17 protein-coding genes and 1 riboswitch are annotated in these 24,799 nt (G+C 45.8%); of the genes, 13 read left to right on the top strand and 4 right to left on the bottom strand.

Annotated elements, in window-relative coordinates:
• Nucleotides 1-105 precede the first annotated feature (105 nt).
• On the bottom strand, nt 106-393 hold the full coding sequence (locus V7R42_RS04610; RefSeq protein WP_014948232.1) for a hypothetical protein: 288 nt from the start codon (nt 391-393) through the stop codon (nt 106-108).
• A gap of 431 nt (nt 394-824) precedes the next feature.
• On the opposite strand from V7R42_RS04610, the gene V7R42_RS04615 reads away from it, so the two are divergent.
• From V7R42_RS04615 to V7R42_RS04675, 13 genes are all read left to right on the top strand, one after another.
• Nucleotides 825-2,390, top strand: coding sequence for a SulP family inorganic anion transporter (locus V7R42_RS04615; RefSeq protein WP_334019036.1), 1,566 nt, complete (start codon nt 825-827; stop codon nt 2,388-2,390).
• A 312-nt stretch (nt 2,391-2,702) separates the two neighbouring features.
• A complete protein-coding gene (nirB, locus tag V7R42_RS04620) occupies nt 2,703-5,252 on the top strand; it encodes a nitrite reductase large subunit NirB (RefSeq protein WP_334019037.1) in 2,550 nt (849 codons plus the stop codon).
• Between the two features lie 36 nt (nt 5,253-5,288).
• The gene (gene nirD, locus V7R42_RS04625) at nt 5,289-5,660 is read left to right on the top strand and encodes a nitrite reductase small subunit NirD (RefSeq protein ID WP_334019038.1); all 372 of its coding nucleotides are present in this window, start codon (nt 5,289-5,291) and stop codon (nt 5,658-5,660) included.
• Nucleotides 5,661-5,748: 88 nt separating this feature from the next.
• A complete protein-coding gene (locus V7R42_RS04630) occupies nt 5,749-8,652 on the top strand; it encodes a nitrate reductase (protein ID WP_438823631.1) in 2,904 nt (967 codons plus the stop codon).
• A 12-nt stretch (nt 8,653-8,664) separates the two neighbouring features.
• On the top strand, nt 8,665-9,648 hold the full coding sequence (gene cobA / locus V7R42_RS04635; protein WP_334019040.1) for a uroporphyrinogen-III C-methyltransferase: 984 nt from the start codon (nt 8,665-8,667) through the stop codon (nt 9,646-9,648).
• Entirely contained in the window at nt 9,632-10,618 is a 987-nt protein-coding gene (locus V7R42_RS04640) for a glycosyl transferase family protein (RefSeq protein WP_334019041.1), read from the top strand. Before cobA ends, V7R42_RS04640 begins: the two co-directional genes overlap by 17 nt.
• Before the next feature lie 154 nt (nt 10,619-10,772).
• Entirely contained in the window at nt 10,773-12,281 is a 1,509-nt protein-coding gene (locus tag V7R42_RS04645; protein WP_334019042.1) for a bifunctional metallophosphatase/5'-nucleotidase, read from the top strand.
• A gap of 4 nt (nt 12,282-12,285) precedes the next feature.
• Nucleotides 12,286-13,884 (top strand): GGDEF domain-containing protein, encoded by a 1,599-nt coding sequence (locus tag V7R42_RS04650; RefSeq protein ID WP_334019043.1) that lies wholly within the window; start codon nt 12,286-12,288, stop codon nt 13,882-13,884.
• Between the two features lie 281 nt (nt 13,885-14,165).
• Complete coding sequence (locus V7R42_RS04655) at nt 14,166-15,482, top strand: methyl-accepting chemotaxis protein (RefSeq protein ID WP_334019044.1); 1,317 nt, start codon at nt 14,166-14,168, stop codon at nt 15,480-15,482.
• Nucleotides 15,483-16,065: 583 nt separating this feature from the next.
• Entirely contained in the window at nt 16,066-17,475 is a 1,410-nt protein-coding gene (locus tag V7R42_RS04660; protein WP_334019045.1) for a CmpA/NrtA family ABC transporter substrate-binding protein, read from the top strand.
• Nucleotides 17,476-17,572: 97 nt separating this feature from the next.
• A complete protein-coding gene (locus tag V7R42_RS04665; RefSeq protein ID WP_438823636.1) occupies nt 17,573-18,559 on the top strand; it encodes an ABC transporter permease in 987 nt (328 codons plus the stop codon).
• A 16-nt stretch (nt 18,560-18,575) separates the two neighbouring features.
• Entirely contained in the window at nt 18,576-19,478 is a 903-nt protein-coding gene (locus tag V7R42_RS04670; protein ID WP_334019047.1) for an ABC transporter ATP-binding protein, read from the top strand.
• A gap of 145 nt (nt 19,479-19,623) precedes the next feature.
• On the top strand, nt 19,624-20,844 hold the full coding sequence (locus tag V7R42_RS04675) for an alginate export family protein (RefSeq protein WP_334019048.1): 1,221 nt from the start codon (nt 19,624-19,626) through the stop codon (nt 20,842-20,844).
• A 58-nt stretch (nt 20,845-20,902) separates the two neighbouring features.
• Here V7R42_RS04675 and V7R42_RS04680 read toward each other — a convergent pair whose 3' ends face one another.
• From V7R42_RS04680 to V7R42_RS04690, 3 genes are all read right to left on the bottom strand, one after another.
• A complete protein-coding gene (locus V7R42_RS04680) occupies nt 20,903-21,493 on the bottom strand; it encodes an HD domain-containing protein (RefSeq protein ID WP_334019049.1) in 591 nt (196 codons plus the stop codon).
• A gap of 88 nt (nt 21,494-21,581) precedes the next feature.
• Complete coding sequence (locus tag V7R42_RS04685; protein WP_334019050.1) at nt 21,582-22,214, bottom strand: thiol:disulfide interchange protein DsbA/DsbL; 633 nt, start codon at nt 22,212-22,214, stop codon at nt 21,582-21,584.
• Nucleotides 22,215-22,521: 307 nt separating this feature from the next.
• Nucleotides 22,522-24,444, bottom strand: coding sequence for a TonB-dependent receptor plug domain-containing protein (locus V7R42_RS04690; RefSeq protein WP_334019051.1), 1,923 nt, complete (start codon nt 24,442-24,444; stop codon nt 22,522-22,524).
• A gap of 89 nt (nt 24,445-24,533) precedes the next feature.
• Nucleotides 24,534-24,799, bottom strand: a riboswitch (cobalamin riboswitch).

Raw genomic sequence — 24,799 nt, forward strand, 5'->3', positions numbered from 1 at the left:
TAAAGGTGGTCTTATCGGAGGGACGGGAAGGTGAATGATGTCGAGCGGGAAGAGGCTGCGCCAAAATGGTGCGGCCTCGCAAAATATGTGGTTTTGCTTTCCAGATTAGTTTCTGACTACGCGAAGAAACCAGCCGACAAACAGTGAAATTAAAAAACCGAAAAAGGCGATCATTGTGGTGATGGTTAGCATTTGCCCAGAAAAGTCAGCATTCTCGCCAGTGTGCTCGCTAACCAGCATTCCCGATGCTTTAAAGATAAACAATGCCGCCACAGAAAATAGTAAAATAACGGCGGTCGACATAATAGTGGCTTTCCAATAAGCCTTCGGCGACATCCAATGAATAGCGCCTGCCACTAGCACGCACAAAATAGTCAGAATATAAGGTACCACTTTAACTCCTCGTTGAATAAGGCTTTTGCCTTACAGCGACGTCTTACCGTAGCCCCGTATTAAAAATCGAAGCGCATTGAACGACGCGGTTAATAAAAACCATTATACGATGCCATGTACGATGCGATTTGTCAGCATTCGCTATTAAATTAAGCCCTGACCGTGTACGAAAAATTGAAACGCTCACAGCATTTGGAAAGGGTAAAGAACGTTGTGCTTATCACGTCAGCGCCAAGCAGTTTGGGCTAGGACCTGTCTTTCTTTAAAGTACATCAAAGATCAACAGGCCCTAGTAACAATCTATTAAAAGATTTTAAGCTACATTGGTGTTAGAATCGCCGAAAAATCATCCTGCCTACTTGGTGTACTGCTTTAGCGCGGTGTACGCCACGGTGGGTTGTTGTGTTAAACATTTTAGCCTCTGAGAGAACATGTTCGATTTAATTACCAGTAAAGACAGCAACGTTAAAAACGACGTGCTATCAGGTATTACCGTGGCGCTTGCCCTGGTCCCTGAAGCCGTAGCATTTGCATTTGTAGCCGGCGTAGAACCAATGATTGGTCTTTATGCGGCTTTCATGATGGGCTTGATCACTTCCGCTATTGGCGGCCGCCCAGGAATGATTTCTGGTGCTACCGGCGCCATGGCCGTTGTAATGGTGGCACTGGTTGCCCAACACGGCGTGCAGTATTTATTTGCCGCGGTTATTTTGGCGGGTTTACTGCAAATAATGTGCGGTATTTTCAAGCTAGGGAAATTTATCCGACTGGTGCCATATCCGGTAATGCTAGGCTTCGTAAATGGTTTGGCAATCGTAATTTTCCTGGCGCAATTAGGCCAGTTCAAAGTGACTAATGCAGCCGGTGAGTTACAATGGATGGAAGGTACGCTGCTATATTGGATGCTAGGGCTTGTAGCGTTAACCATGGCCATTATTTATTTGTTACCAAAGCTAACCAAAGCTGTACCAGCGTCGCTGGTAGCGATTGTTACGGTCACCTTGTTAGTGCACGGTCTCGACTTAGAAGCACGCACGGTAATCGACTTTGTTCGTGATTTGCTACCTGCTGACCAGCGCGACAGTGCAACGCTAGCGGGGGAACTTCCTAGTTTTGCTATTCCTATGGTGCCGTTCACCTGGGAAACCTTCATGATAATCCTGCCTACCTCAGTGATTCTTTGCTTGGTGGGTCTGATTGAATCACTGCTTACTCTTTCATTAATTGATGAAATGACAGACACCCGCGGACGTGGCAACAAAGAGTGTGTTGGTCAGGGCGTTGCAAATACCGTTAACGGCTTTTTTGGTGGTATGGGCGGTTGTGCCATGATTGGTCAAAGTATGATTAACATTAACTCTGGAGGCCGTGGTCGACTATCAGGTATTACGGCAGCGGTTGTACTGTTAGGTTTCATTCTCTTTGCTGCACCGCTAATTGAAATGATCCCTCTAGCTGCCCTTGTTGGCGTTATGTTTGTGGTAGTTATCGCTACTTTTGAGTGGGCGTCATTCAGAATTATTCGCGGCGTAAACAAAGAAGATGCCTTTGTGCTATTCCTAGTAACGGGCGTTACCGTTATTGCTGACCTGGCTATTGCAGTTGTGGTAGGTGTTATCGTTTCAGCACTGGTGTTTGCTTGGAAACACGCTCGTCATATCGAAGCGAGATCCCATATTGATAACGACGGTTGGAAAGTCTACGAGCTAGACGGTCCACTGTTCTTCGGCTCGGTATCGCATTTCAAAGACCTGTTTGACATCGCCAACGACCCTAACGATGTGGTTATTGACTTTAAAGACTCACGTATTTGGGATTCATCAGGTATCGATGCGCTAGATACCCTTGCTGACAAATACGAAGAGCAAGGTAAAAAGCTACATATTCGCCATATCAGTGACGAGTGTCGCTCACTGCTTCGCAAGGCCGACAAATTTGTTGAAATTAACGTGGTTGAAGACCCTCGCTACCGCGTAGCGACGGATAAACTGGCCTAAGTTTTTTGATAGTCCTCTATGCACCAAGTAAACACAGTGTTGCGTTTGTTTGGTGCAGTTGGGGAGTCTAAATAAATCTTATTTTTCAGTAAATTTAATCAAAACAAATGGTTACGTTTTTGGCACTGAACTTGGATAGCTATAAACGTAAAGTGTGTTTTGGTGATTTGTGTCAATCACTGAAAATTGTGTGATTTATAACACTCCGTGAAATGTGTTAGCCAACCTAAACCGTTGGCAAAATAGGCAACGAAGCCCGCATCAACGAAAGTTGAAGCGGGCTTTTTTTTGTCCCGAAAAAAGGGGAATACTATGACTTCATTGGAATCAAAAACGCAAATTGTCGTCGTAGGCAACGGCATGGTGGGGCACCATTTTGTTGAGCAGCTTCACCAAAGCGATGCCAATGTAGAAATAACCGTTTTATGCGGCGAGTCTCGCCTCGCGTACGACCGCGTTTATCTGTCATCATTTTTTAGCGGTGCGAGTGCCGATGACTTAGCGCTTACTACACCCGCTCAGTACGCCGAATGGGGCGTAAACGTAGTCACCAATGCCTTGGTTACCGATATAGACCGTGACAATAATAAAGTGATGACTTCTGAAGGGCAGGTGTTTAGTTACGACAAGCTTGTGTTAGCCACAGGCTCATACCCTTTTGTGCCACCCATCCCTGGCAACGATCAAGAGCATTGCTTGGTGTACCGCACCATAGACGATCTACTCGCTATTGAAGCATCAGCAGCGGTGAGCAAAGTAGGTGTTGTTGTTGGTGGTGGGCTGTTAGGTTTAGAAGCCGCTAACGCATTAAAGCAAGCCGGTCTCGACACCCACGTGGTTGAGTTTGCCCCGCAGCTTATGGCAGTGCAGCTAAACCAAGCAGGTGGTAACGTTCTTAAGGACAAAATTGAAGCATTGGGCGTTACGGTTCATACCCAAAAGGCAACCCAAACGATCGAGGCCGGTGATACCTGCCGCTATAAAATGGTGTTTGCTGACGGCACTGTACTTGAAACTGACATGATTTTATTCTCTGCCGGAATTCGCCCGTCAGATCAGCTTGGCAGAAAGTCGGCATTAACACTTGGCGAGCGCGGCGGTATTGTCATTGATAACCACTGCGTAACGTCTGACCCTAATATTTACGCGGTGGGCGAATGTGCACTGTGGGATAACAAAACCTTTGGCCTGGTTGCACCTGGCTACACCATGGCGCGCACCGCAGTAAGTCATATTACCGGCGGCGATGCCGAATTCACTGGTGCAGATATGAGTACCAAACTCAAGTTAATGGGCGTGGAAGTGGGTTCAATTGGCGATGCTCATGAACGCACAGAAGGTGCCCTTAGCTACACGTACTTAAATCAGCCAGAAGGCGTGTATAAAAAGCTGGTGGTAGATAGTGAGCAAAAGTACGTGCTTGGTGCTGTACTCGTTGGCGATACCAGCGACTACGACACGCTCTTGCAGTATGCGCTCAACAGTATCGAATTACCTGAACATCCAGAAAGCCTAATTCTTCCATCATCTGATGCCGCACCGGCGCTAGGTGCCGATGCACTACCAGACTCCGCGTCTATTTGTTCATGCCTAAACGTGACAAAAGGCGATATAGTTTCAGCCATTGAAGGCGGCTGTTGTAGCGTTGCCGATGTAAAAGGAGAAACCAAAGCCAGCACAGGGTGTGGTGGTTGTGCCGCCTTGCTTAAAAATGTTGTGGATAGCGAGCTTGAAAAGCGCGGTGTGGAAGTATCAAAAGCCATTTGTGAGCACTTCAACCACACCCGACAAGAGCTCTTTCACCTTGTTAAAGTAAACGGCATTCGCACCTTTGACGAGCTATTAGAGCAGCATGGTGAAGGCCTAGGATGTGAGATTTGTAAGCCAGCAGTGGGCTCAATTTTAGCCTCGGTGTATAACGATTACATTCTTAAGGCTTCACACCTTCCTCTCCAAGATACCAACGATATCTATCTTGGCAACATGCAAAAGGATGGTACGTATTCGGTTGTACCGCGTGTTCCCGGCGGAGAAATAACGCCTGAGAAGTTGATTCTGCTAGGTGAAGTGGCAAAAGAATACAACTTGTACACCAAGATCACGGGTGGTCAGCGCATTGATTTATTTGGTGCGCGCGTAGAGCACTTGCCTGATATATGGGAAAAACTGGTCGCTGGTGGTTTTGAAACCGGCCACGCCTACGCGAAGGCACTGCGTACTGTTAAATCCTGCGTGGGCAGCACTTGGTGCCGCTACGGTGTTCAGGATTCTGTTGGCACGGCCATTGACTTAGAGAATCGTTACAAAGGCTTACGTGCGCCGCACAAAATTAAATTTGCCGTCTCGGGGTGTACCCGTGAGTGCGCAGAAGCTCAAAGCAAAGACATTGGTGTTATTGCTACCGAGCAAGGCTGGAACCTGTATGTTTGCGGGAATGGCGGCATGAAGCCTCGACATGCAGACCTGTTTGCCACCGACCTAGATACCGAAACCCTTATTAAGTACATCGACCGCGTGCTGATGTTTTACGTGAAAACGGCTGATCGCCTACAGCGCACATCGGTGTGGATGGACAATTTAGAAGGTGGGTTAGCTTACTTGCAAGATGTTGTAATTAACGATGCGCTTGGCATTAATGGTGAGCTTGAAGCACAGATGGATGCGGTGGTTGATGCTTATCAGTGCGAATGGAAAACTACCATTGAAAACCCTGAGTCGCGCAAGCGTTTCCGTCAATTCGTAAACAGCAATGCTAGCGACACCAATATTCAGTTTGTTTCAGAGCGAGGCCAGGTTCGCCCAGCTACTGAAGCTGAAAAAGTAGCAGGTAAAGATCAGTTCATTCCTGTCTCTATGGTATAGCCACTGGCTTATCAACCCTGTTAGGAGAATCAAATTATGTCAGCAGCGCAAAATGTAATGGCGTCAGAACCACAGCAAGTGCAATGGCACTATGTTTGTGAGACGAACGACTTAGTGACAAACAGTGGGGTTTGCGCCCTTGTCGACTCACAGCAAGTGGCCATTTACAGTTTGAAGATAAACGGTGAAACCCAGGTTTTCGCCATTAGTAACTACGACCCTATTGGTAAAGCAAACGTACTCTATCGCGGGCTTTTAGGGTCGATAGGCGGAGCGCCTGTTGTTGCTTCGCCTTTGTACAAAGAGCATTACTTTTTAGAAACCGGGCTGTGTAAAGAGCACGATGATGTATCCGTCACGACTTACGCTGTGAAGGTTGAGGGTGACAAGGTATTTGTAGGCGTTTAAGCGAACTGCTCGTATTTGAATGCCCACATGAATAAAACCTTCTTGCAAAAACGCATTCAGTTACTTCGAAATCGAAAAAGGTAATGAAATGAATATGGCTACACGGCAACCCGACATGATGTCTGAACAATTAAGACAAACAACATGCCCATACTGCGGCGTAGGGTGTGGTGTAGATATCAGTTGCAACGTAAGCAAGCGTGCCACAACCCTGGACACTGTTAAAGGCACGCCAGAGCATCCCGCCAATTATGGAAGGTTGTGTGTTAAAGGAACAAACCTGCTTGAAACAAACGACCTAAACGGACGTTTGCTTCACCCAACCTTAGCAGGTCAACCGGTGGATTGGGACACGGTCACCGATGTGATTGCGGATAAGATCGCCTCTACCATTGCGCAGTATGGCGCGGATGCCGTTGCTTTTTATGTATCAGGCCAGCTTCTCACCGAAGACTATTACATTGCCAATAAGTTTATGAAAGGTTATATCGGCAGTGCCAATATCGATACGAATTCACGCCTATGTATGTCTTCTGCCGTAGCTGCTTATAAGCGAGCCTTTGGTGAAGACGTGGTGCCTTGCGATTACACCGACCTGGAATGTACAGATTTACTGGTGATCACCGGAAGTAATGCGGCGTGGGCGCACCCAGTACTTTTTCAACGCATTCAGCGAGCAAAGCTGAAAAATACGAATATGAAGGTTATTGTTGTTGACCCGCGCAAAACCGAAACCTGTACCATTGCCGATTTGCACCTTCCTATAAAACCCGGTAGCGACGTAGCGCTATTTAACGGTTTACTCAGCTATGCAAACGCACAAGGTCGAATAGACAAGTCCGCTGTCGAGAACTATGCCGAGGGGCTTGATGAAACGCTTGAAAGTGCAAGTGCCTTAACGTTAGATGACGTTGCTAAAGTATGCGACGTAGACCTAAGCAGTATTAAGGTCTTCTATGGTGCTTTCTGCGAGGCCCCAAGTGCTATTACCTTTTACTCTATGGGTGTGAACCAGTCGTCTGCTGGCGTAGATAAAGCCCAAGCCATTATTAACTGTCACTTAGCTATGGATTTAATTGCCAAAGACGGTTGTGGCCCGTTTTCAATCACAGGCCAGCCCAATGCCATGGGAGGCCGCGAAGTCGGTGGGTTAGCCAATATGCTAGCTGCCCATATGGATCTAGAAAACCCTGAGCATATCGACGCAGTAAAAACCTACTGGAATGCGCCCGTTATGCCGAAAGGTCAGGGGCTTAAGGCGGTAGATCTATTTAATGCCATTGAGGAAGGAAAGGTAAAATTTGTTTGGATAATGGGCACTAACCCTGTTGTCAGTATGCCAAATCGCGGTCAAGTTGAGCGCGCACTTTCAAAGTGCGAGATGGTCGTAGTGTCTGATATTGTCGAATCTAATGATACGCTTAACTACGCTCACATTGCCCTACCTGCCACGGGCTGGTCGGAAAAAGATGGCACGGTGACAAACTCAGAGCGCCGTATTTCACGTCAGCGCGGCATACTGCCCCCGCCAGGTAGTGCAAAACACGACTGGCAAATACTGTGCGAAGTAGCGGGTAAAATGGGCTTTGGCGAGGCATTTAGCTTTACCCACCCGTCGCAAATATTCTGCGAGTACGCTGGGCTAACCGGCTATCAAAATAACGGTAAGCGGCAGCTAGACTTATCACCTTTACAAGCGTTAAATGAAGCTCAATACAATGGGCTATCGCCTTTGCAGTGGCCTTTTCAGAACACAGCTTTGAATACGCCCTCATCGGGTACTAACTTCAAAGCAAACACTAAGCCTAATCTTATTAGCCAGCGCCCCTTTGAAGACAAGCAGTTTTCAACACCCAGCGGCAAAGCTAGGCTTATTCCTGTAAACTACAAAGCGCCATTGCAGATAACATCAGACGCTTACCCTTTTGTAGCGAACAGCGGTCGAGCAAGAGACCAATGGCATACCATGACGCGCACGGGTAAAGCGGCAAAGTTACTGGCTCATATGCCAAGTGCTTACGTGCATATCAACCCTAAAGACACTGCTGAATTAGGCGTTGAAAGCGGAGATCTTGTTTCTCTTTCAAGTGCAGTATGTAAAGACGCCCCTGTTATCTACCCGGTAAAAACGGATACGGATATGCGCGAAGGGGAAGTGTTTATTCCCATTCATTGGTCAGCGCAATGGGGCTCTCACTGCAAACTAGGTGCACTTTACGCCAGCGCAGTAGATCCTATTTCAGGGCAACCCGAGTTAAAACACGCGGCGGTTGCTATAGCACCTGTTCATTTCGCTACGTACGGCAAACTCTTTGTTTCATCAGTAAACCAATCAACACTGAATTCAGAATTTAATCACTTTAATGAAGACGCGCTAAAGCATGCATGTGACTACTGGAATACGACACCGCTTGAAAGTACAGAGGCGTCTCCACCCGTAAATGACTCGGATGCAGCATTATCAGTATTAAATATTGCTTCGAACAAAGGCCGTCGGGATTTTATACAAGCGTTGATACCTCTGCTGCCGCCAAACGCGGTGCTATTGCAGTTTCATCATCATTCTTACTCAGTATGCCTCGCGTTTGTCGATGACTTGCTGTGCTTCGCGGCGTTTTTAGGCGATGAGCCAGAAAAAGCCGCAAAGGCACCAGCAGACGCAAATATAACGGCGCAGTCAGCGCCACATTCAAAAAGTACATGGTCAGTACCTAACGAATGGCTCGCCAGTTTTCTTAACACATGTATTTCCACTGACATACAGCGCAATTTATTACGAGGCCAAGTAGACGAAGCATTTCTTAATGGCAATGTAGTTTGTAGCTGCTTTGAAGTGCGCGAAAAAACGATTACGCAAGCCATCGAAGAAGGCTGTAGTTCGGTGGCAGAGCTTGGTGAAGCATTAAAGTGCGGTACGAATTGTGGCTCGTGTAAGCCCGCCTTGTCTCAGCTTATAGACAAGCATTTAGTCATTGAAATTCAATCTGTTTAGGAGCGTTAAATCATGTCAATTGCATCTAGTTGGTCTTTCCCGTTTTTGCGCACCTTATTCAAACCGCAGAAACCTTTATTTAACCTCTTTTATCGCGATGCTATTTCGACTAAGACTTTGAGCGCGGCTATACGCCAGCGCTCCGATAACTCGAAAACTTCAACTAAGTATTCGTACTTGGGCAAGTGGTTGAAGTTAGCAAACGGGCAAAATGAAGGTCATAAACAAGGGCAAGTATTTATAGTCGGTGCTGGCCCTGGCGATGCCGAGTTACTTACCTTGAAAGCACTTCGTCTATTACAACAAGCCGATGTCGTGCTGTTCGATGCTTTAGTCAGTGAAGATATTCTTGCGCTAATTCCCTCTAAGGTGGTGAAAGAGTATGTAGGGAAGCGCTGTAAAAAGCATAGCTTTACCCAAGACGCTATCTGCAAACGCGTAGTTGAGTTGGCAAGCAAAGGTCACACCGTCGTAAGATTAAAAGGTGGCGACCCAGCCCTATTCGCAAGAACATGCGAAGAAACCGATGCACTAACAAAAGCCAACATTCCTTTTGCTATTGTTCCTGGTATTACGGCAGCATCGGGTGTGTCAGCCTATACGGGGATCCCCTTAACCGACAGGCGTTGTGCCCAGTTGGTGAGTTTTATGACTGCACATTTTAAAGACGCGGCTCAATGGCCAGAAATGGCACCAATGGCGCAAAATGTATTGAGCCAAACCATGGTGGTTTATATGGGATTAAGCCGGCTTGATGGGCTTTGCAAAGGCTTAATACAGCATAAGGTTCCAACCACATGGCCAGTAGCCGCAATTGAAAATGCCACTTCGCCTGAACAACGCGTAATTACTGGCGAGCTTGCCGATATTCATAACAAAGTAGAAGCAGCAAATTTAACAGGGCCTACGTTACTTATATTTGGAAAGGTGGTAGAGTCTCGTCAACAGGTAAACACGCTTCTACTACATTCATCCAAGCATGCAGCAACCATTTAGCGAATACATAAAAATTATTGGCAAGGGCCAAAAAGGGGGGCGTAGCCTTACTCGTGACGAGGCTTATCATGCCATGAAAATGGTATTGGCCAATGAAGTGACAGGCGATCAACGGGGGGCATTTCTTATGTTGCTGCGTACCCGTGAAGAAACACCAGAAGAAGTGATTGGCTTTGTCGATGCATGCAGAGAGCTCATTGAGCCAGAACTTAAAACCCTCACACCTACGTTGGATATTGGGTGCTACGCAGGAAAACGCCGCCAGTTACCGTGGTACTTATTGGCCGTAGCGGTACTGGCTAACAACGGTTATTCCGTTATGCTTCACGGTGCGCATGAACCGGGTTCGGGGCGGCTTTATGCAAGTATAGCGTTACCAAAATTAGGTCTTCCTGAGGTTAGCAGCATTACTGACGCAAAACAGCAGTTGGCAGAAAAAGGGGTGACTTACCTTGATTTGTCTTATTTACTGCCTGCTCTCGATACGATTATTAAGCTTCGCGAAGTATTTGGCCTGCGTTCTTGCGCAAACACCCTCGCAAGGTTGTTGAATCCCACCGCTGCACAATTTTGCGTTCAAGGCGTTTATCATATGCACCTTGACCACAAACACTGCCGTGTTAATGAAAATTATCAGTCTATAGACGCGCTTTGCTTTCGTGGTGATGGCGGAGATCCTGAAGTGAATGGTGAGCGAGAAACTGAGCTATTTATTACCCGAAATGGTGAGACCGACGAAGTAATAATGCCAGTAGTTGCTGACAAATGGGCGCTCAAAGATAAAGAGATGAATGTAGACGATATGCTCGATGTGTGGGCGGGGAACGCGGGTAGCCTCTACGGTGAACAAGCCATTTTGAGTACACTTGCCAGCTATTTAGTGCTGCTACAAAATTGTGATGTCGCAGATGCCTTGTCGCAAGCAAGGCAGCTTTGGGCACAGCGCGATAAAAACGCTATGCCATTTTAAGCTCACCAGTGTTTTCTTAGCGGGCAACTATTTATGCGGCTTGATAAAAAGCCCTTCTTTTTAAGGAAAAATAGCCAATCGTCGCATTGACTTAATCATTGCTATACTTGTTAATAGTATTAACACGGTTTCCTTAAGTGGTGCAATGCGAATCATGCAATGGCTCGTATTTTTAGCTAGCCTGTTGCTCTTATTTCGAGCAGGTTATGCTGTATCTGAAAATCGAGAACAGGTCACAACCTCTAGCGTGACCTTCGTACTAACCGCAGATATGCCTAATATTAGCGACTCACGCACAGGGCGTTACGCTAATCTTCAAACCCTCGTAAAACAACAGCGGCAAAATAGTGAAACCGTCTTCTTCATTTTCGGCGGCGGCTCGATTGGACCGAGCGCGCTATCTTCGTTTGACCGTGGCTCTCACATTATTGATATTCTTAACTCCCTTGAGCCAGACGTGATGGGGGTCACTAAGCGAGAATTTAGTTTCTATGAGGATGAACTATCTCTTCGTTCTTATGAGGCTGCCTTTCCATTGGTGGCAAGCAACGTTATAGACAACCGGGTGGGGCGTTCCCCTGATGGCCTGCACACCTCTGTGATTGTAGAAAAAGAAGAAGTAACTCTTGGTGTTATATCAGTTTTACATGAGAGAGTTATAGAAGAGTACCAATTATCTGATATTGATATAACGCCTCCTCAAAAAGCCATCATGGAGGAATCTAAGAGGTTGCGACAGCAAGGCGCAGATATCATTTTGCTGCACTATTCTTATCCGTTCCCTTTTATTAATTCCATGCTGAATAAACGTTTTATTGATGTCGCTTTTATAACAGACAGTCGCCTGGACGAGAAAAATATGCTCGAAACTACGCGTCATCCTAATAGTATGGTACTTACGCAGCAGGGCACCGCTGTCGTTGCTAGCTTCGAGAAAAATGTTGGGTGGCAAGCAACGTCATATACAGAACAACCGCTAGAAGATATAGAGGCTGATGCAGAATTAAATGAGCAACTCGTTGAGTATGAAGCGCGTCTTAAGCGGTTGTTAAATATTCAGATTGGCGAATGGAGGGTTGCTGTTTCGACTTCGCGCAAAGAAGTGAGAAGTGAAGAAAACCCTTTTGCAAATTTTGTCGCGGATACCATTAAACGCTATGCGAATACTGAAATAGCCTTGATAAACGGAGGCAGTATTCGAGGTAACAAACAATATACGGTTGGCACACCAATTACTCGGCAAGATATTGTTACCGAAATGCCATTTCGTGCGCATGTTGTGGCTTTAAATATAACTGGCGCTCAGTTAATTCAAGCGCTGGAAGAGGGGCTTTCGCAATATCAAAATCTAAAAGGTGGTTTTCCTCATGTATCGGGGATGTCTTATAGTTTCGACCCAACGGCAAACGTGCTTCAACGAGTAAAAAATGTCACGATTAATGGAAAACGAATAGATAAGTCAAAAATTTATTCACTAGCTACAAGCAACTTTCTGGCCAATGGCGGAGACGGTTTCTATGCGTTAAAAAATACCGAAAAGCGCCCGGCCTTGAGTACCCGTCCCCCCCAAATATCAGACCTTGTGATGCAGGCCATCGTCAATCAATACGAAATAAAGCCCAAAACTGACAACCGCATAATAAATATGGCAAAAGGCGGTTGATCAGATGCAGCATAAGAAAAAGACATTATATCTGTTTATCATTGCACAATGCAGTGTGATGGGATTCTTTCTTTTGATATTGGTTTTGTCGCTGCTGCGTTTAAATGACGTGCGAAAAGTGCTCGACGATATCACTTCGTCTTCTATACCCATTCTTAGCCAAGCTACTGAAACTACCCGCGAAGTCCAGCACCTAATTTCACTTGCTGCGCGATTAACATCGTCTGAAAGTCAATCGTCCCGGCGTATTGTCAAAACCCAGTTGGATGAGACGATAGAGCGCCTTGGTTCATCCAATTTAAAACTTGAGCAGGGAGATAAGTACTTAGCGACGCAGCTGAATGTACTTACATTAGAAATAGAAGAACTAAACGCATTAGTGCGTCAGCGGATTGATGTCGAAAAAGAAGTACGGGTGGAAAGGGAAGTACTATTTACTTACTTGAACAATTTTTTTGAAGACAATAAATCGCAGTATGTGGGTATTCAATCTTCTCAAACGCTGGTTCCTCTGATATTACAAATTGCTCAAATAAATCAGCAGTTCCAACTGCATGAGTTGCGCAAGTTAGAGAACAATATTGAAGAAAGCATTGCTGCCTTGCGTGAGGTGACAACGCTAGACAAACGCAGCAGCGAACTGGTAAGCGCGCTGGAAGAAGGGGTGTTAGGTAAATGGGGCATGATTGATAAACAAGCCAATGTTATGCGCATTCGTGGACGTTCAAGAGGGCGAGGCAGCTTTGTTGAGCATTTGGCTGAAGAAGTCGCGTCAAATATAGAGTTTAACGCATCTTCAATCACAAAAGACACCTCTTTTTACGCGTTGTCTGCCAACCTGGCCGTGTCCAAACAAATAACCCTGTCATTGGGACTTTCATTAATTGTGATGATTATTTGTTGCGCCATCATCTTTTATATCTACAAACGTATTATTCTGCGCTTAATTGCCTTAACTAACTTGGTTGAAAAAAATAGTGAAGAAGTAGCAAGCTTCGAAGGCAGTGACGAGATATCTCGCCTGGCTAAAACCTTCGCACTGTATTTTGAGAGAGTGAAGAGCCAAGAAACCGAATTGATTCGTTTGTCACTTAGCGATCCGCTCACTAACATCCCAAACCGGCGGGCGTTTGAAATGAAAATGGAAAAGGTAATAGCCATGTCTAAACGTTATGACTGGCCGTTGACGGTGGTTATTTTGGATGTCGATAGTTTCAAACTTTACAATGACAATTATGGTCACCCCAAAGGGGATGAATGCCTGAAAGCCGTTGCTATTGGGCTTGATGAAGTTATTAGTCGTAATACGGATTTCTGTGCTCGATACGGTGGTGAGGAGTTCGTAGCGATTCTGCCCAATACCGATGAGAAAGGCGCGAGGGTTAAAGCTGAAGAGATTCGAGATGCGATAGAATCTTTAGGGATAGAGCACAGCAAGAGCACAGTTTCATCCGTAATTACTGCAAGTTTGGGCGTTGCAACGGTCAATTTTGTTAATCACCACAACTGGACGTTAACTTCGATCCTTAATACCGCTGACAAAGCCTTATACGACGCTAAAACGGGCGGCCGGAATCGTTGTATGTTTTCTTCGTTACCATGAGTATTTTTGTGTCGCTAAATGAAGCACGTTTACATCAATATACAAACTAGGTTATCTATAATTTTTATTGAACACTAAAACTTCAGTTTTATTTACGTGAATCACCAATAAACTTCATTTCCTCTGCTATCTTTAATCAAAACCTATTAAAACTAGCTTATCGTTTTAGACAACTAACGGTCTTTCAGTGTGATACGCCAGTGCCTATTTTGCCAGCGCTTGGTTATGAACCAAGTCGGCGGATAAACAATGTGAGAAACGAAGTTCATTAGGAGCACAGGATGTTTTTCAAAAATAAAGAGTTGATAGCCGAAAACCAACGTTTAGAGAAGGAATTGGCGGCATATCAAACGGTTCGGGAAGAGCTGCGCGAGGAAATGTTGTATATGGAATTAAACGCAGAAGGCCGTATACGTGCGATTAACGATCTATATGCTCAAGCAACAGGGTTTAAAATTTCAGATCTAGAAGGGAAGTCTCTTGAAAGCCTAATGAGCCCTAAATCGCTCAAGAAAGCTGACGTTCAAGATATGCTAGGCGCTGTTAAAAAACATCGCCATTGGCATGGTGCGGTGAGTTTCAACAACGCAAAAGGCCAAGAGATTTGGGTTAGGGGGATCGTACAACCCATCGACGACGCCTATGGGAACGTAAAGTACATTGCTTTCTATATGGCTGAACAAACCCGCAATATTTCCTATAGCAACGAACTTAGAGACATGCTTGCCGCGCTTCATCGCTCTTCCGCAGTTATAGAGTTCAATTTAGATGGCACCATCATTAAAGCCAATGAAAACTTTTTGAAAGGTATGGGCTACAAATTGGAGCAAATAGTCGGAAAGCATCACCGGATTTTTTGTACGGAACAAGAAGTGAACTCTGAAGAGTACAAGCAGTTTTGGAGTCGATTAGCGCAAGGGCAGTTAGAATCTGGACGGTACAAACGCATTGATAGCCGAGGGAATGAGGTGTGGCTAGAAGCGTCATATAACCCCATCAGAAACGATGATGGTCAGCTCTATAAAGTAGTGAAATTCGCAACGGTAATTACAGAGCAAATGAATCGTGAATTCGCCATTTCTGAAGCCGCCAACGTTGCATTCAACATTTCGCAAGAAACTGGAGAGCAAGCACGTAAGGGTAACCAAGTGCTCGATTCTACGGTTAAGGCGATGAACGAATTAACGAAACAGATGGGCAATGCGAGTGAAGGTATTAAAGATCTTGATGAGCAATCCCAGAAAGTTGCGGACTTGGTTAAAAGTATTAGCGGAATTGCCGATCAAACTAATTTATTGGCGCTTAACGCGGCTATTGAAGCAGCCCGTGCTGGCGATCAAGGGCGTGGCTTCGCGGTCGTTGCCGATGAAGTAAGACAGTTAGCATCGCGAACCAGTAGCGCAACCGAAGAAATCGTAAATGTAGTCGTAGAAAACAGAAAGTTAACGGAAAATGCAGTTCAGTTAATTGAAGCTGGTCAGGAAAAAGCGCGCGAAGCGTTAGAGTATTCAACGCAGTCAGGCAAAGCAATGAGCGAAATACAAAGCGGTGCCACTGAAGTGGTAAACGCTATCGGGCAATTTACTCAACGCCTCTAGAGTATTAGTGACACAATTAGGTAGCCTAGTCTTTGGCCATATTTGTTCAACCTTGGGGTCTGCTTTCGCGCACCAAGGTTGAACAGCCCCCCTGTTTTGGTGCACCAAAACGAATTCATTCTCACTCTACTCTTACCTTAATCGTGTAAATATCCATAATTTTTAGTGGTTTACATTTCTGGCACGATGGGTGCTACACGATGAATGCTACATAAACCGTGCAATAACAGCGTCGCTGTACAAAGCAACGGGTGCAAACACAAATGCGATGGCAGAGTGGAATGCACAACACTTACCATAGGGTAAAAAATAGGATTAAGCGGAGAGCGGTAAGGAAGCATCATCATCTCCGGCATATATGGCAAGTGCATAATAATAAAAAATAAAGATGGTTTTATAAGCTAAAGCTTTTGATAAACCTCCCTTAAAGATGAGGTGTGTGAGCGGGAATTCCTGACTTACCATTAACAACTTGATGCGTTAGTAATTACTCCGATGTTACTAACACGGCAACGAAGCCCACCATGCTCGACGGTTAAACGTCGTACGCTGGTGGGTTTTTTTTTGGCTACGAGGAACACGTATGACTGGGTTGAAGACAACATCACTGCTAAAACGCTTTCGAACGGCGAGTGCTGGAGTATGTGCAGCACTTGCCGTCTCTGTAGCGAGTTTTTCTGCGAGTGTGGCAGCACAAGCGCCAGCGGTAGGCTGGCCTGAAAAGGAAGAACTTAAGTTTGGTTTTATCAAACTTACTGATATGGCACCGCTTGCTGTGGCGTACGAAAAAGGTTTTTTTGAAGATGAGGGCCTCTACGTTACATTGGAAGCGCAAGCTAACTGGAAAGTGCTGCTTGATCGCGTAATAGACGGCCAATTAGATGGCGCTCATATGTTGGCTGGCCAGCCCCTCGGTGCGACCATTGGTTTCGGCACGGAATCACATGTGGTAACAGCGTTTAGTATGGATCTCAATGGTAATGGAATTACCGTTTCTAATGAAATTTGGGACAAAATGAAGGCCCATATTCCACAGGAAAATGGCAGGCCAGTTCACCCTATTAAAGCCGATTATTTAAAGCCAGTGGTTGATGAATACCGCAATGCTGGAAAGCCGTTCAACATGGGGATGGTATTTCCGGTTTCTACACACAACTACGAGTTGCGCTATTGGCTAGCGGCAGGTGGAATTCACCCTGGATATTATGCACCGCATAAAGGAGATACCGCGGGCCAAATAGACGCTCAGGCACTGCTGTCAGTCACCCCCCCACCGCAAATGCCAGCGACAATGGAAGCCGGCACCATCTATGGCTACTGCGTAGGCGAGCCATGGAATCAGCAGGCTGTGTTTAAAGGTATTGGTGTACCTGTGATCACCGACTACGAAATCTGGAAGAATAATCCTGAGAAAGTATTCGGCGTAAGCCAAGGCTGGGCAGAAAAATACCCTAATACGCATATTCGCGTGGTTAAAGCCCTAATTCGAGCGGCAATGTGGTTGGATGAGAACGACAATGCTAACCGCCCTGAAGCGGTAAAAATTCTTGCTAAAAGTAACTACGTAGGAGCAGATGAAGACGTACTGGCTAACAGCATGACAGGCACTTTCGAATACGAGAAAGGTGATAAGCGCGACGTACCTGATTTTAACGTGTTCTTCCGCTACAACGCCACTTACCCATACTACAGTGATGCTATTTGGTACCTCACACAAATGCGTCGCTGGGGGCAAATTTCAGAGGCTAAGTCTGACGAGTGGTATAAAGAGACGGCCAAAAAAGTCTATAAACCAGAGGTTTATGCTCAGGCTGCTAAAGCGTTGATTGCCGAAGGTAAAGCTAAGGCATCTGATTTTCCAGAGTTTGGAACGGAAACAGGCTACAAGCCGCCCCAGAGCGAATTTATTGATGGCGTGACGTTTGACGGAAGCAAGCCTAACGCGTACCTAGAGCAATTTAAGATTGGTCTGAAGGGCGACACTGTACTGTAAGTGTCTGATTTGATAGCCCTGCCGTCGGTGCTAACCAAGGCGGGGCATAAACAGCGCAATAGCGCACATCAAGTGTCAGGAGCAAGCAATGAGCAAGATGACAACTACTCTTCGCATTCCATCGTCGCCGTCAAACGCCAACTCTTTGTTGAGCCGTTTATATCAATCCACGCCTGCGTTGCTGCTGCCTGTTATCGGCTTGCTGATGTTTTTGGCCATTTGGAATGGTGTAGCAAAAAGTATCGACACGTCGCTGGGGCAGTTCCCAGGGCCTGCACAAGTGTTTGAGCAGGCCGGTGCGTTAATTGATGAGCATATTGCACAGCGTGAAAAAGCGGACGCTTTCTATCAACGTCAAGAAGCAAGAAATGAAGCGCGTGTAGCACAAGACCCCACTTATCAGCCAAAAATTAGAGCATTCACTGGTGCGCCAACGTTCTTAGATCAGATATGGACAAGCCTTTACACCGTCATGGTTGGATTCTTAATTGCATCGGTAATAGCGGTTCCTGTGGGAATATTATGTGGTTTAAGTAAATCCGCCTACACTGCAATAAACCCACTCATTCAGTTATTTAAGCCAGTTTCTCCATTGGCATGGCTACCACTCGTGACTATGGTGGTAAGTGCGCTTTATGTCAGCGATGATCCGGCCTTTTCAAAATCATTCGTGACCTCTGCCTTTACGGTTTCGCTTTGTTGTTTATGGCCAACTCTTATTAACACCACTGTAGGCGTTTCCAATATTGATAGAGACCTAATCAACGTAAGTAAAGTATTGCGTCTTACCCCGTTTGCTCATCTCACCAAAATAGTATTTCCATCTTCTATCCCCATGATTTTTACAGGACTTAGATTGTCGCTTGGTATTGGCTGGATGGTACTGATTGCGGCAGAAATGCTTGCCCAGAACCCGGGTCTAGGAAAGTTTGTGTGGGATGAATTCCAAAACGGAAGTTCGGAGTCGCTAGCGAGGATCATGGTAGCAGTGCTCACCATTGGCGCTATTGGCTTTGTACTAGACCGCTTAATGTTATCGATTCAGCGCGCGGTAAGCTGGGACAAGTCGAACGTACTACGCTAATTTTGAGGAGAACTTTATGCACACTAAACACTTAGAGTTAGAGCAGGTGGGTATCGACTTCCCCACACCGAAGGGACCATTTACCGCGCTTCAAGATGTAAATCTTAAAATCAGCAAAGGTGAATTTGTGTCGTTAATTGGCCATTCGGGCTGCGGTAAATCAACGGTGTTGAATATCGTAGCTGGTTTGCACCAAGCTTCTACCGGCGGCGTAATTTTAGATGGCGCAGAAGTGAAGCAACCTGGACCTGAGCGCGCAGTAGTCTTTCAAAACCACTCTTTATTACCTTGGCTTACGGTATACAAGAATGTTGAGCTTGCCGTGAAATCGACCATGCGAGGCAAGAGTAAAAACGAGATGCGCGACTGGATCATGCACAACTTAGAGCTTGTGCACATGACCCACGCCCTTGATAAATTACCCAGTGAAATATCAGGTGGTATGAAACAGCGAGTAGGCATTGCGCGAGCATTGGCAATGGAGCCAAAAGTGCTGCTAATGGACGAGCCGTTCGGTGCGTTAGACGCCTTGACCCGCGCTCATCTTCAAGACTCTTTAATGGAAATTCACGCTGACTTGGGCAACACGGTTATTATGATTACCCACGATGTGGATGAGGCGGTATTGCTATCCGACCGCATTGTTATGATGAATAACGGCCCAGCGGCCACCATTGGCGAAATTCTAGATATTGAGTTGCCGCGTCCGCGAGATAGATTAGCACTTGCAGATAACAAGCAGTACAACCACTACAGACATGAAGTCTTAACCTTCCTTTACGACAAACAAAAGAAGGTTGAAATCGTTTCGTCACGCGCTAACCAAGCGCCAACAGCTAACAAACATTCGCAACAACAAGCAAAACCCAGCGGAGTGTCATCTGAAAAAAAAGACGCTAAGAAATCAGATGCCGCTTAGCTTTATCGGCACCTGACTAGGGCGGAAGCCTTTTCCGCCAACAACCAAAACCATCACTTTTCAACCGGCATTCTAATGCTGGCTGGGTAAGTGTTGACTAAGGCCAGCAGGCCCTTATAAAAATCAAAACCGATAGGGATTACACATGAACACGTTACAAAACTTTGGCATTAAAATGCTGGCAGCATCTGTTATAACAGTACTAGGCGGTAGCGCGATGGCCGCTGATATTCACAGCGCATTAAGTGATTCAAAGGCATGGGCGGACCTAAATTTACGCTACGAATCTGTTGATCAAGACAATGCGTTAGAAGATGCAAGTGCACTGACTCTGCGCACCCGTTTAGGGTTTAGCTCAGGTAGTGTTAACGGCTTTTCGTTTACCGCCGAGGTTGAAGATAGCCGCATTGTGCTTGGGCAAGATGAGTTTACCGTAGGGCCGACGGGCTTTAACGTAGGTAAGTACTCGGTCATTGCTGACCCTGAAACCACCGAAGTTGACCAAGCTTTCATTCAATATAAGACGGATAACTTTACCGCCAGAGTAGGGCGCCAAGTAATTACACTAGATGACCATCGATTTGTTGGCCACGTTGGTTGGAGACAAGACCGCCAGACCTTCGATGCAGTAAGCGCAAAATATGCAGCGACCGACAATCTAGCGCTATTTTATAGCTATCTTTACAAACGCAACCGGATTTTTGCTGAAGCGGCGGATTTAGATTCAAAAGATCATATTCTTCACGCTACCTATACATCTAAAATCGGTAAATTTGTGGCTTATGCTTACCTATTAGAGGTAGACAACGATACAGATAACGCGTTAGACACTTATGGCGTGAGCTATGATGGAAAGATGAAAAGTGACAGCGTGAAATGGGCTTATGGTGGTGAGCTTGCCACGCAATCAAGCGAAGCTGGCATGGGGGAAACGGCCACGGACTTTAACGCCTCTTACTTAAATGCGTACGTCGCAGCCACGTTTTCTGGCGTGACGGCTAAGGTCGATTACGAAATACTAGGTTCTGACGATGGGTTTTACGGGTTTGCAACGCCGCTTGCTACGCTGCACAAATTTAACGGTTGGACTGATCAGTTTTTGGGCACGCCGGCACAGGGCTTAAAAGACCTTAAGTTATCTGTATCGGGTGGCCTAGCCGGTGGTAAATGGCTTTTGGCTTATCACGACTTCAGTGCTGACGACAGCAGTAATGGTGTTGATGATTTAGGCAGTGAAATTAACGTGCAGTATACGAAGAAGTTTGCAGGTAAATACAATTTTGGCATTAAGTACGGTACTTACGATGCGGGAGATATAAAGGTGGATACCAATCGCTTCTGGATGTGGATTGGTACACGCTTTTAATTACAACGCCCTAATACACCGTTATGGTGTAATTGATACACAAGGTCTGGCTCAGTCGTTATTGACTCAGCCAGCCTTTTTCAACAGCCACATCGAGCTGTTGCATAACGTAGTCCCATAAAGCTGGTGCGCATGATTTAAGGTGAGCATTACGCTTCTCAATTTTCTCTCTTGCAATACCGTGACGTTTCCAGCTTCCTCCGTTATCTTTCATATTTTGAAATACGGGAAGTACGCGGTCCATTGATTTTGCAAATTCTGCATCGGCGGTTTCCGCTGCTTCAAACTCAAGCCATAAATCGAGCATTTCACTACTAAGTGGACTCGGCAATAAACCAAAAATGCGCTTAGCGGCAGCGACTTCTTTCTCGGCTTGTGCGTCGTGATCTGTTTGATGATTGAAAGCAAACATGTCGCCAGCATCAATTTCCACAATATCGTGAATAAGGATCATGCGAATAACACGGGTTACATCTATGGGTTTAGCCGCATATTCGCTTAGCATATTTGCCATTAGTGCTACATGCCAACTGTGCTCTGCGGAGTTCTCCTGTCGATAGTTATCACAGGGGAGGGTGATTTGGCGCTTAACTGCTTTTAGTTGGTCAAGCTCACAGATAAAGTCAGTAAAGTCACTTACTGCATACATTTGAGATGCTCCAGGGCATAAAAATGGGCGCCTGAGCGCCCATTTTATTTTTGAAGGTATAATGATTGGCTATTTATTTCTAACCAAACTACTTTTGCTCAGATAGCCACACAATTAGGTCAGCGATGTCGTCGAAGGTCATGTCAGCGGTGAACGTGGGCTGATATTTACCGTTGATAATGAAGCTTGGAACACCTGTGAGGTGTTCGCGGTAATCGTCGATTTGCTGCTGGTTCTTACGCACCATACTATTTACGCCAAAACTTTTGGCCATTTTGTCAAACTCTTCACCATCTACACCGTTTACAACGAAGATATTGCGAAGGTCTTTCAAGCCAGTGATAGATGCACGTTGCTTGTGGATATAGTTAAAAATAGCGCCGTTCATCGCGTCTTCTTGCTTCATAGCGCGCGCAATTAGCATGGCTTTAGTTGCATCGTCTTGAACGTCAGGTCCAGTAAAACGCATAAAGTTTACGTGCACTTTATTGAATTTCGTGCCGTCGCTTTTCTTTTCTTTAATTTGCGCAACGATTGGTTCGAACTGGAAGCAGTGAGGGCACCAAAATGAGAAGTACTCAGTAATAACAGGCTTATCTGTGGCTTCTTTATCAAGCACAGTATAGTGCGTACCTTCTTTCCATTTAGACGCTGGCTCTTGAGCGCATGCTGTTAGTGGCAAAAGCATTGCCATGACAAACATTACTGCAAACTTTTTCATGGAATATAATCCTATGTTCAAAAAACTATTATCGATACCGAGATTATCACAGGCTTGTTCGCTTAACTAGGACCTGTTCTACTTCAATGCCTTACTACGCGATAAGCTCACTAAAAAACGCGATTCAAGGTTTAGGTTAATGCAGTATTTTATATACGCATGATGAACAGAGTCTGAATCATCAGGCCCTAACAGAAACTCAAAGAAAAAGGGCAATAACCATGTATAGCCCTCTAGTGTATGTTGATTTCACGTTGAGTTTAGCCTCTAAGCAACGCTCAACAATAGGTCATTAACGTTACATCATTTACATGCTGTAGTTAACTGAAAGCAAGGCACGGCGCTCTTGGCCTGCATAACCTACAATGTCTTCATAATCAGTATCAAATACATTGTCGACCTTCAACGAGACCTGCCACTGCTCATCTACCTGATAGCCTAAATTAACGGTTGCGAGCGTATAGGCTGACAGCGCCAGAGTTTGAGACGGTTCAGGGTAAGGAGGGAAGAAGGTGTCATAGTGACTTCCCGTGTAAGCTAGTTTAGTGTAAAAGCTGAACTTCTCTGTCCCAAAGTCAGTGTTAAAGGTTAACGAGCCTTGATGACGGGCACGACGCAGTTCCGTGGTTGTTATACCGTTGTCAGTTTGTTCCGCATCTAGATAACTATACGCTGCGGTAAAATCACCATTGCCACTATCCCAGTTAAGTTCTAGAACAATACCCTCTCGCGAGCTTTCACCGTCGATATTATCTGCGCTATATGCCCCCAAATCTGACACGAATACGAAGCCATTAATTTCATCTTCAAGTTCGGTAGAGTATGCGCTGACTTGTGCTGAAAGTGATTTCCAGTTTGCTTTAACGCCAATTTCCCACTCTTCACTGGTTTCAGGTTCTAAGTTTGGGTTGCCGATGAAGCTAGCTGGGAAGTAGCCAAAGCGTTCAGTAAATGTAGGTGTTTTAACAGCTTTACCATAGCTGGTAAAAACAGCGTAGTTATCGTTAAGCTGCCAAGTAAGACCACCGCGATAACTCACAGCATTGTCAAACTCGCTGTTGTTGTCGAATCGTGCGCTTAGTGTTGCGGTTAGCGACTCGGTTAGCTGGCCATTTGTCTCGGCAAATACACTATAAGTATTGTCGTGCTGCTTCTGGTTCGGATCGCCAAATGCGATTGGACCGCGTTGGGTAAAAAGGCGCTGTAGGTATTCAACACCGCCAGCAAAATCCCACTTGTCGATGGTATAGAAACCTGTCCAGTTCAACTCTATACGTTCACCGGTAGTGCCACCTGTGTCTGCACCTGACTCAGTGTTATCGTTATCGTCTTTACGATAATGCGCACTGAGTGCTGAGCGATAACCTGTGTTTTCCGGAGCAAATTCCCATCTTAATTTCGCACTAATTTGTGAACCATCCGTCACGTTATCTGAATCAGCAGGAAGGCCTGTCGTCACAAAATCAGTGCCGTCGTACTCGTTCTCGTACTGAACCGTGCGAACGTTAGCAATTAACGTATGCTCTGACGTTGCGGCATAATTAATATTAATGCCTGCGGTCATGTTGTCGTAGCCATCATCTTCGTTACCTACACGAGATACGTTGTCACCGCCGGTACGTATGTAGCTGGCGTATGCAGAAATACCTACATTATCGCTTTGCGAGCGCGCGTTCATGCTGCCCTGCAACGTACCTTGTGTGCCAACGCCAGCAGAGAAGTCTAAGTGTGACGCATTATCTGCAAACTGGCCTGATTTTGTAGTAATGCTCAATACACCACCGATCGCGCCGCTGCCCCATCTTGCGCTCTGCGGGCCTCGAAGAAGCTCTATGCGCACCACATTTGCGCTAGTGAGGTGAGCAAGGTCAACCAGGCTTCCCTGGCCGACGTCGTTGGCAACAACGCCATCAATTAAAACAAGTAGATGGTTAGTTTCACCGCCGCGCACGCGCAACTCTGTTAAGCCACCAGGGCTGCCAGACTGAGACAAGCTAACGCCGGGTAAGCCGCGAATTAGGTCGGTAAGTTGGAGTGCGCCTGAAGCGTTAATGTCGCTTTCAGTTAGTACCGATACTGAACCAGGAAGTTTGGTTAACGAAATAGGTAAACGCGTGCCTGTTACCGTTAAGGTTTCGATATCTTGATCAGAAGTTTGAGCAAAGGTTGATGTGGTTAAGCACGAGATAATGGCAGCGCTAAGGGCTGCTTTAGTAAATTGTGTACGCATGGTTTTTATGTTGTCTTTGATGCGCTCCACCCGAGCACATGATTAGGGAAAGCGTACGTTTGCTTATTTTTTGAATTTGAGTAAGCAAACGACACCATGAAGTACAGGCCGGTATCCGGGCTTACTCACCACTACCAAAAATGTAATGGCTCTTTTACCTTCCCATCTTATGGCGTTTAGTTACGCAGAAGCGTGCGTAAACGTATAAAAGACAGTGGCGTATGAAAAGAAAACGACAACGCGTTGAGTTTACCGTTGCGGGGGCAGCATCAGTTTTTCACTGATTTCCCGTTTAACCCTTGTCGCCGTAGTTAATATGGAGCTGGACAAGAGCACCTACACACTGTCGATTATA

This window comes from Alteromonas sp. S015 (assembly GCF_036864485.1).
Taxonomy (GTDB): Bacteria; Pseudomonadota; Gammaproteobacteria; order Enterobacterales; family Alteromonadaceae; genus Alteromonas.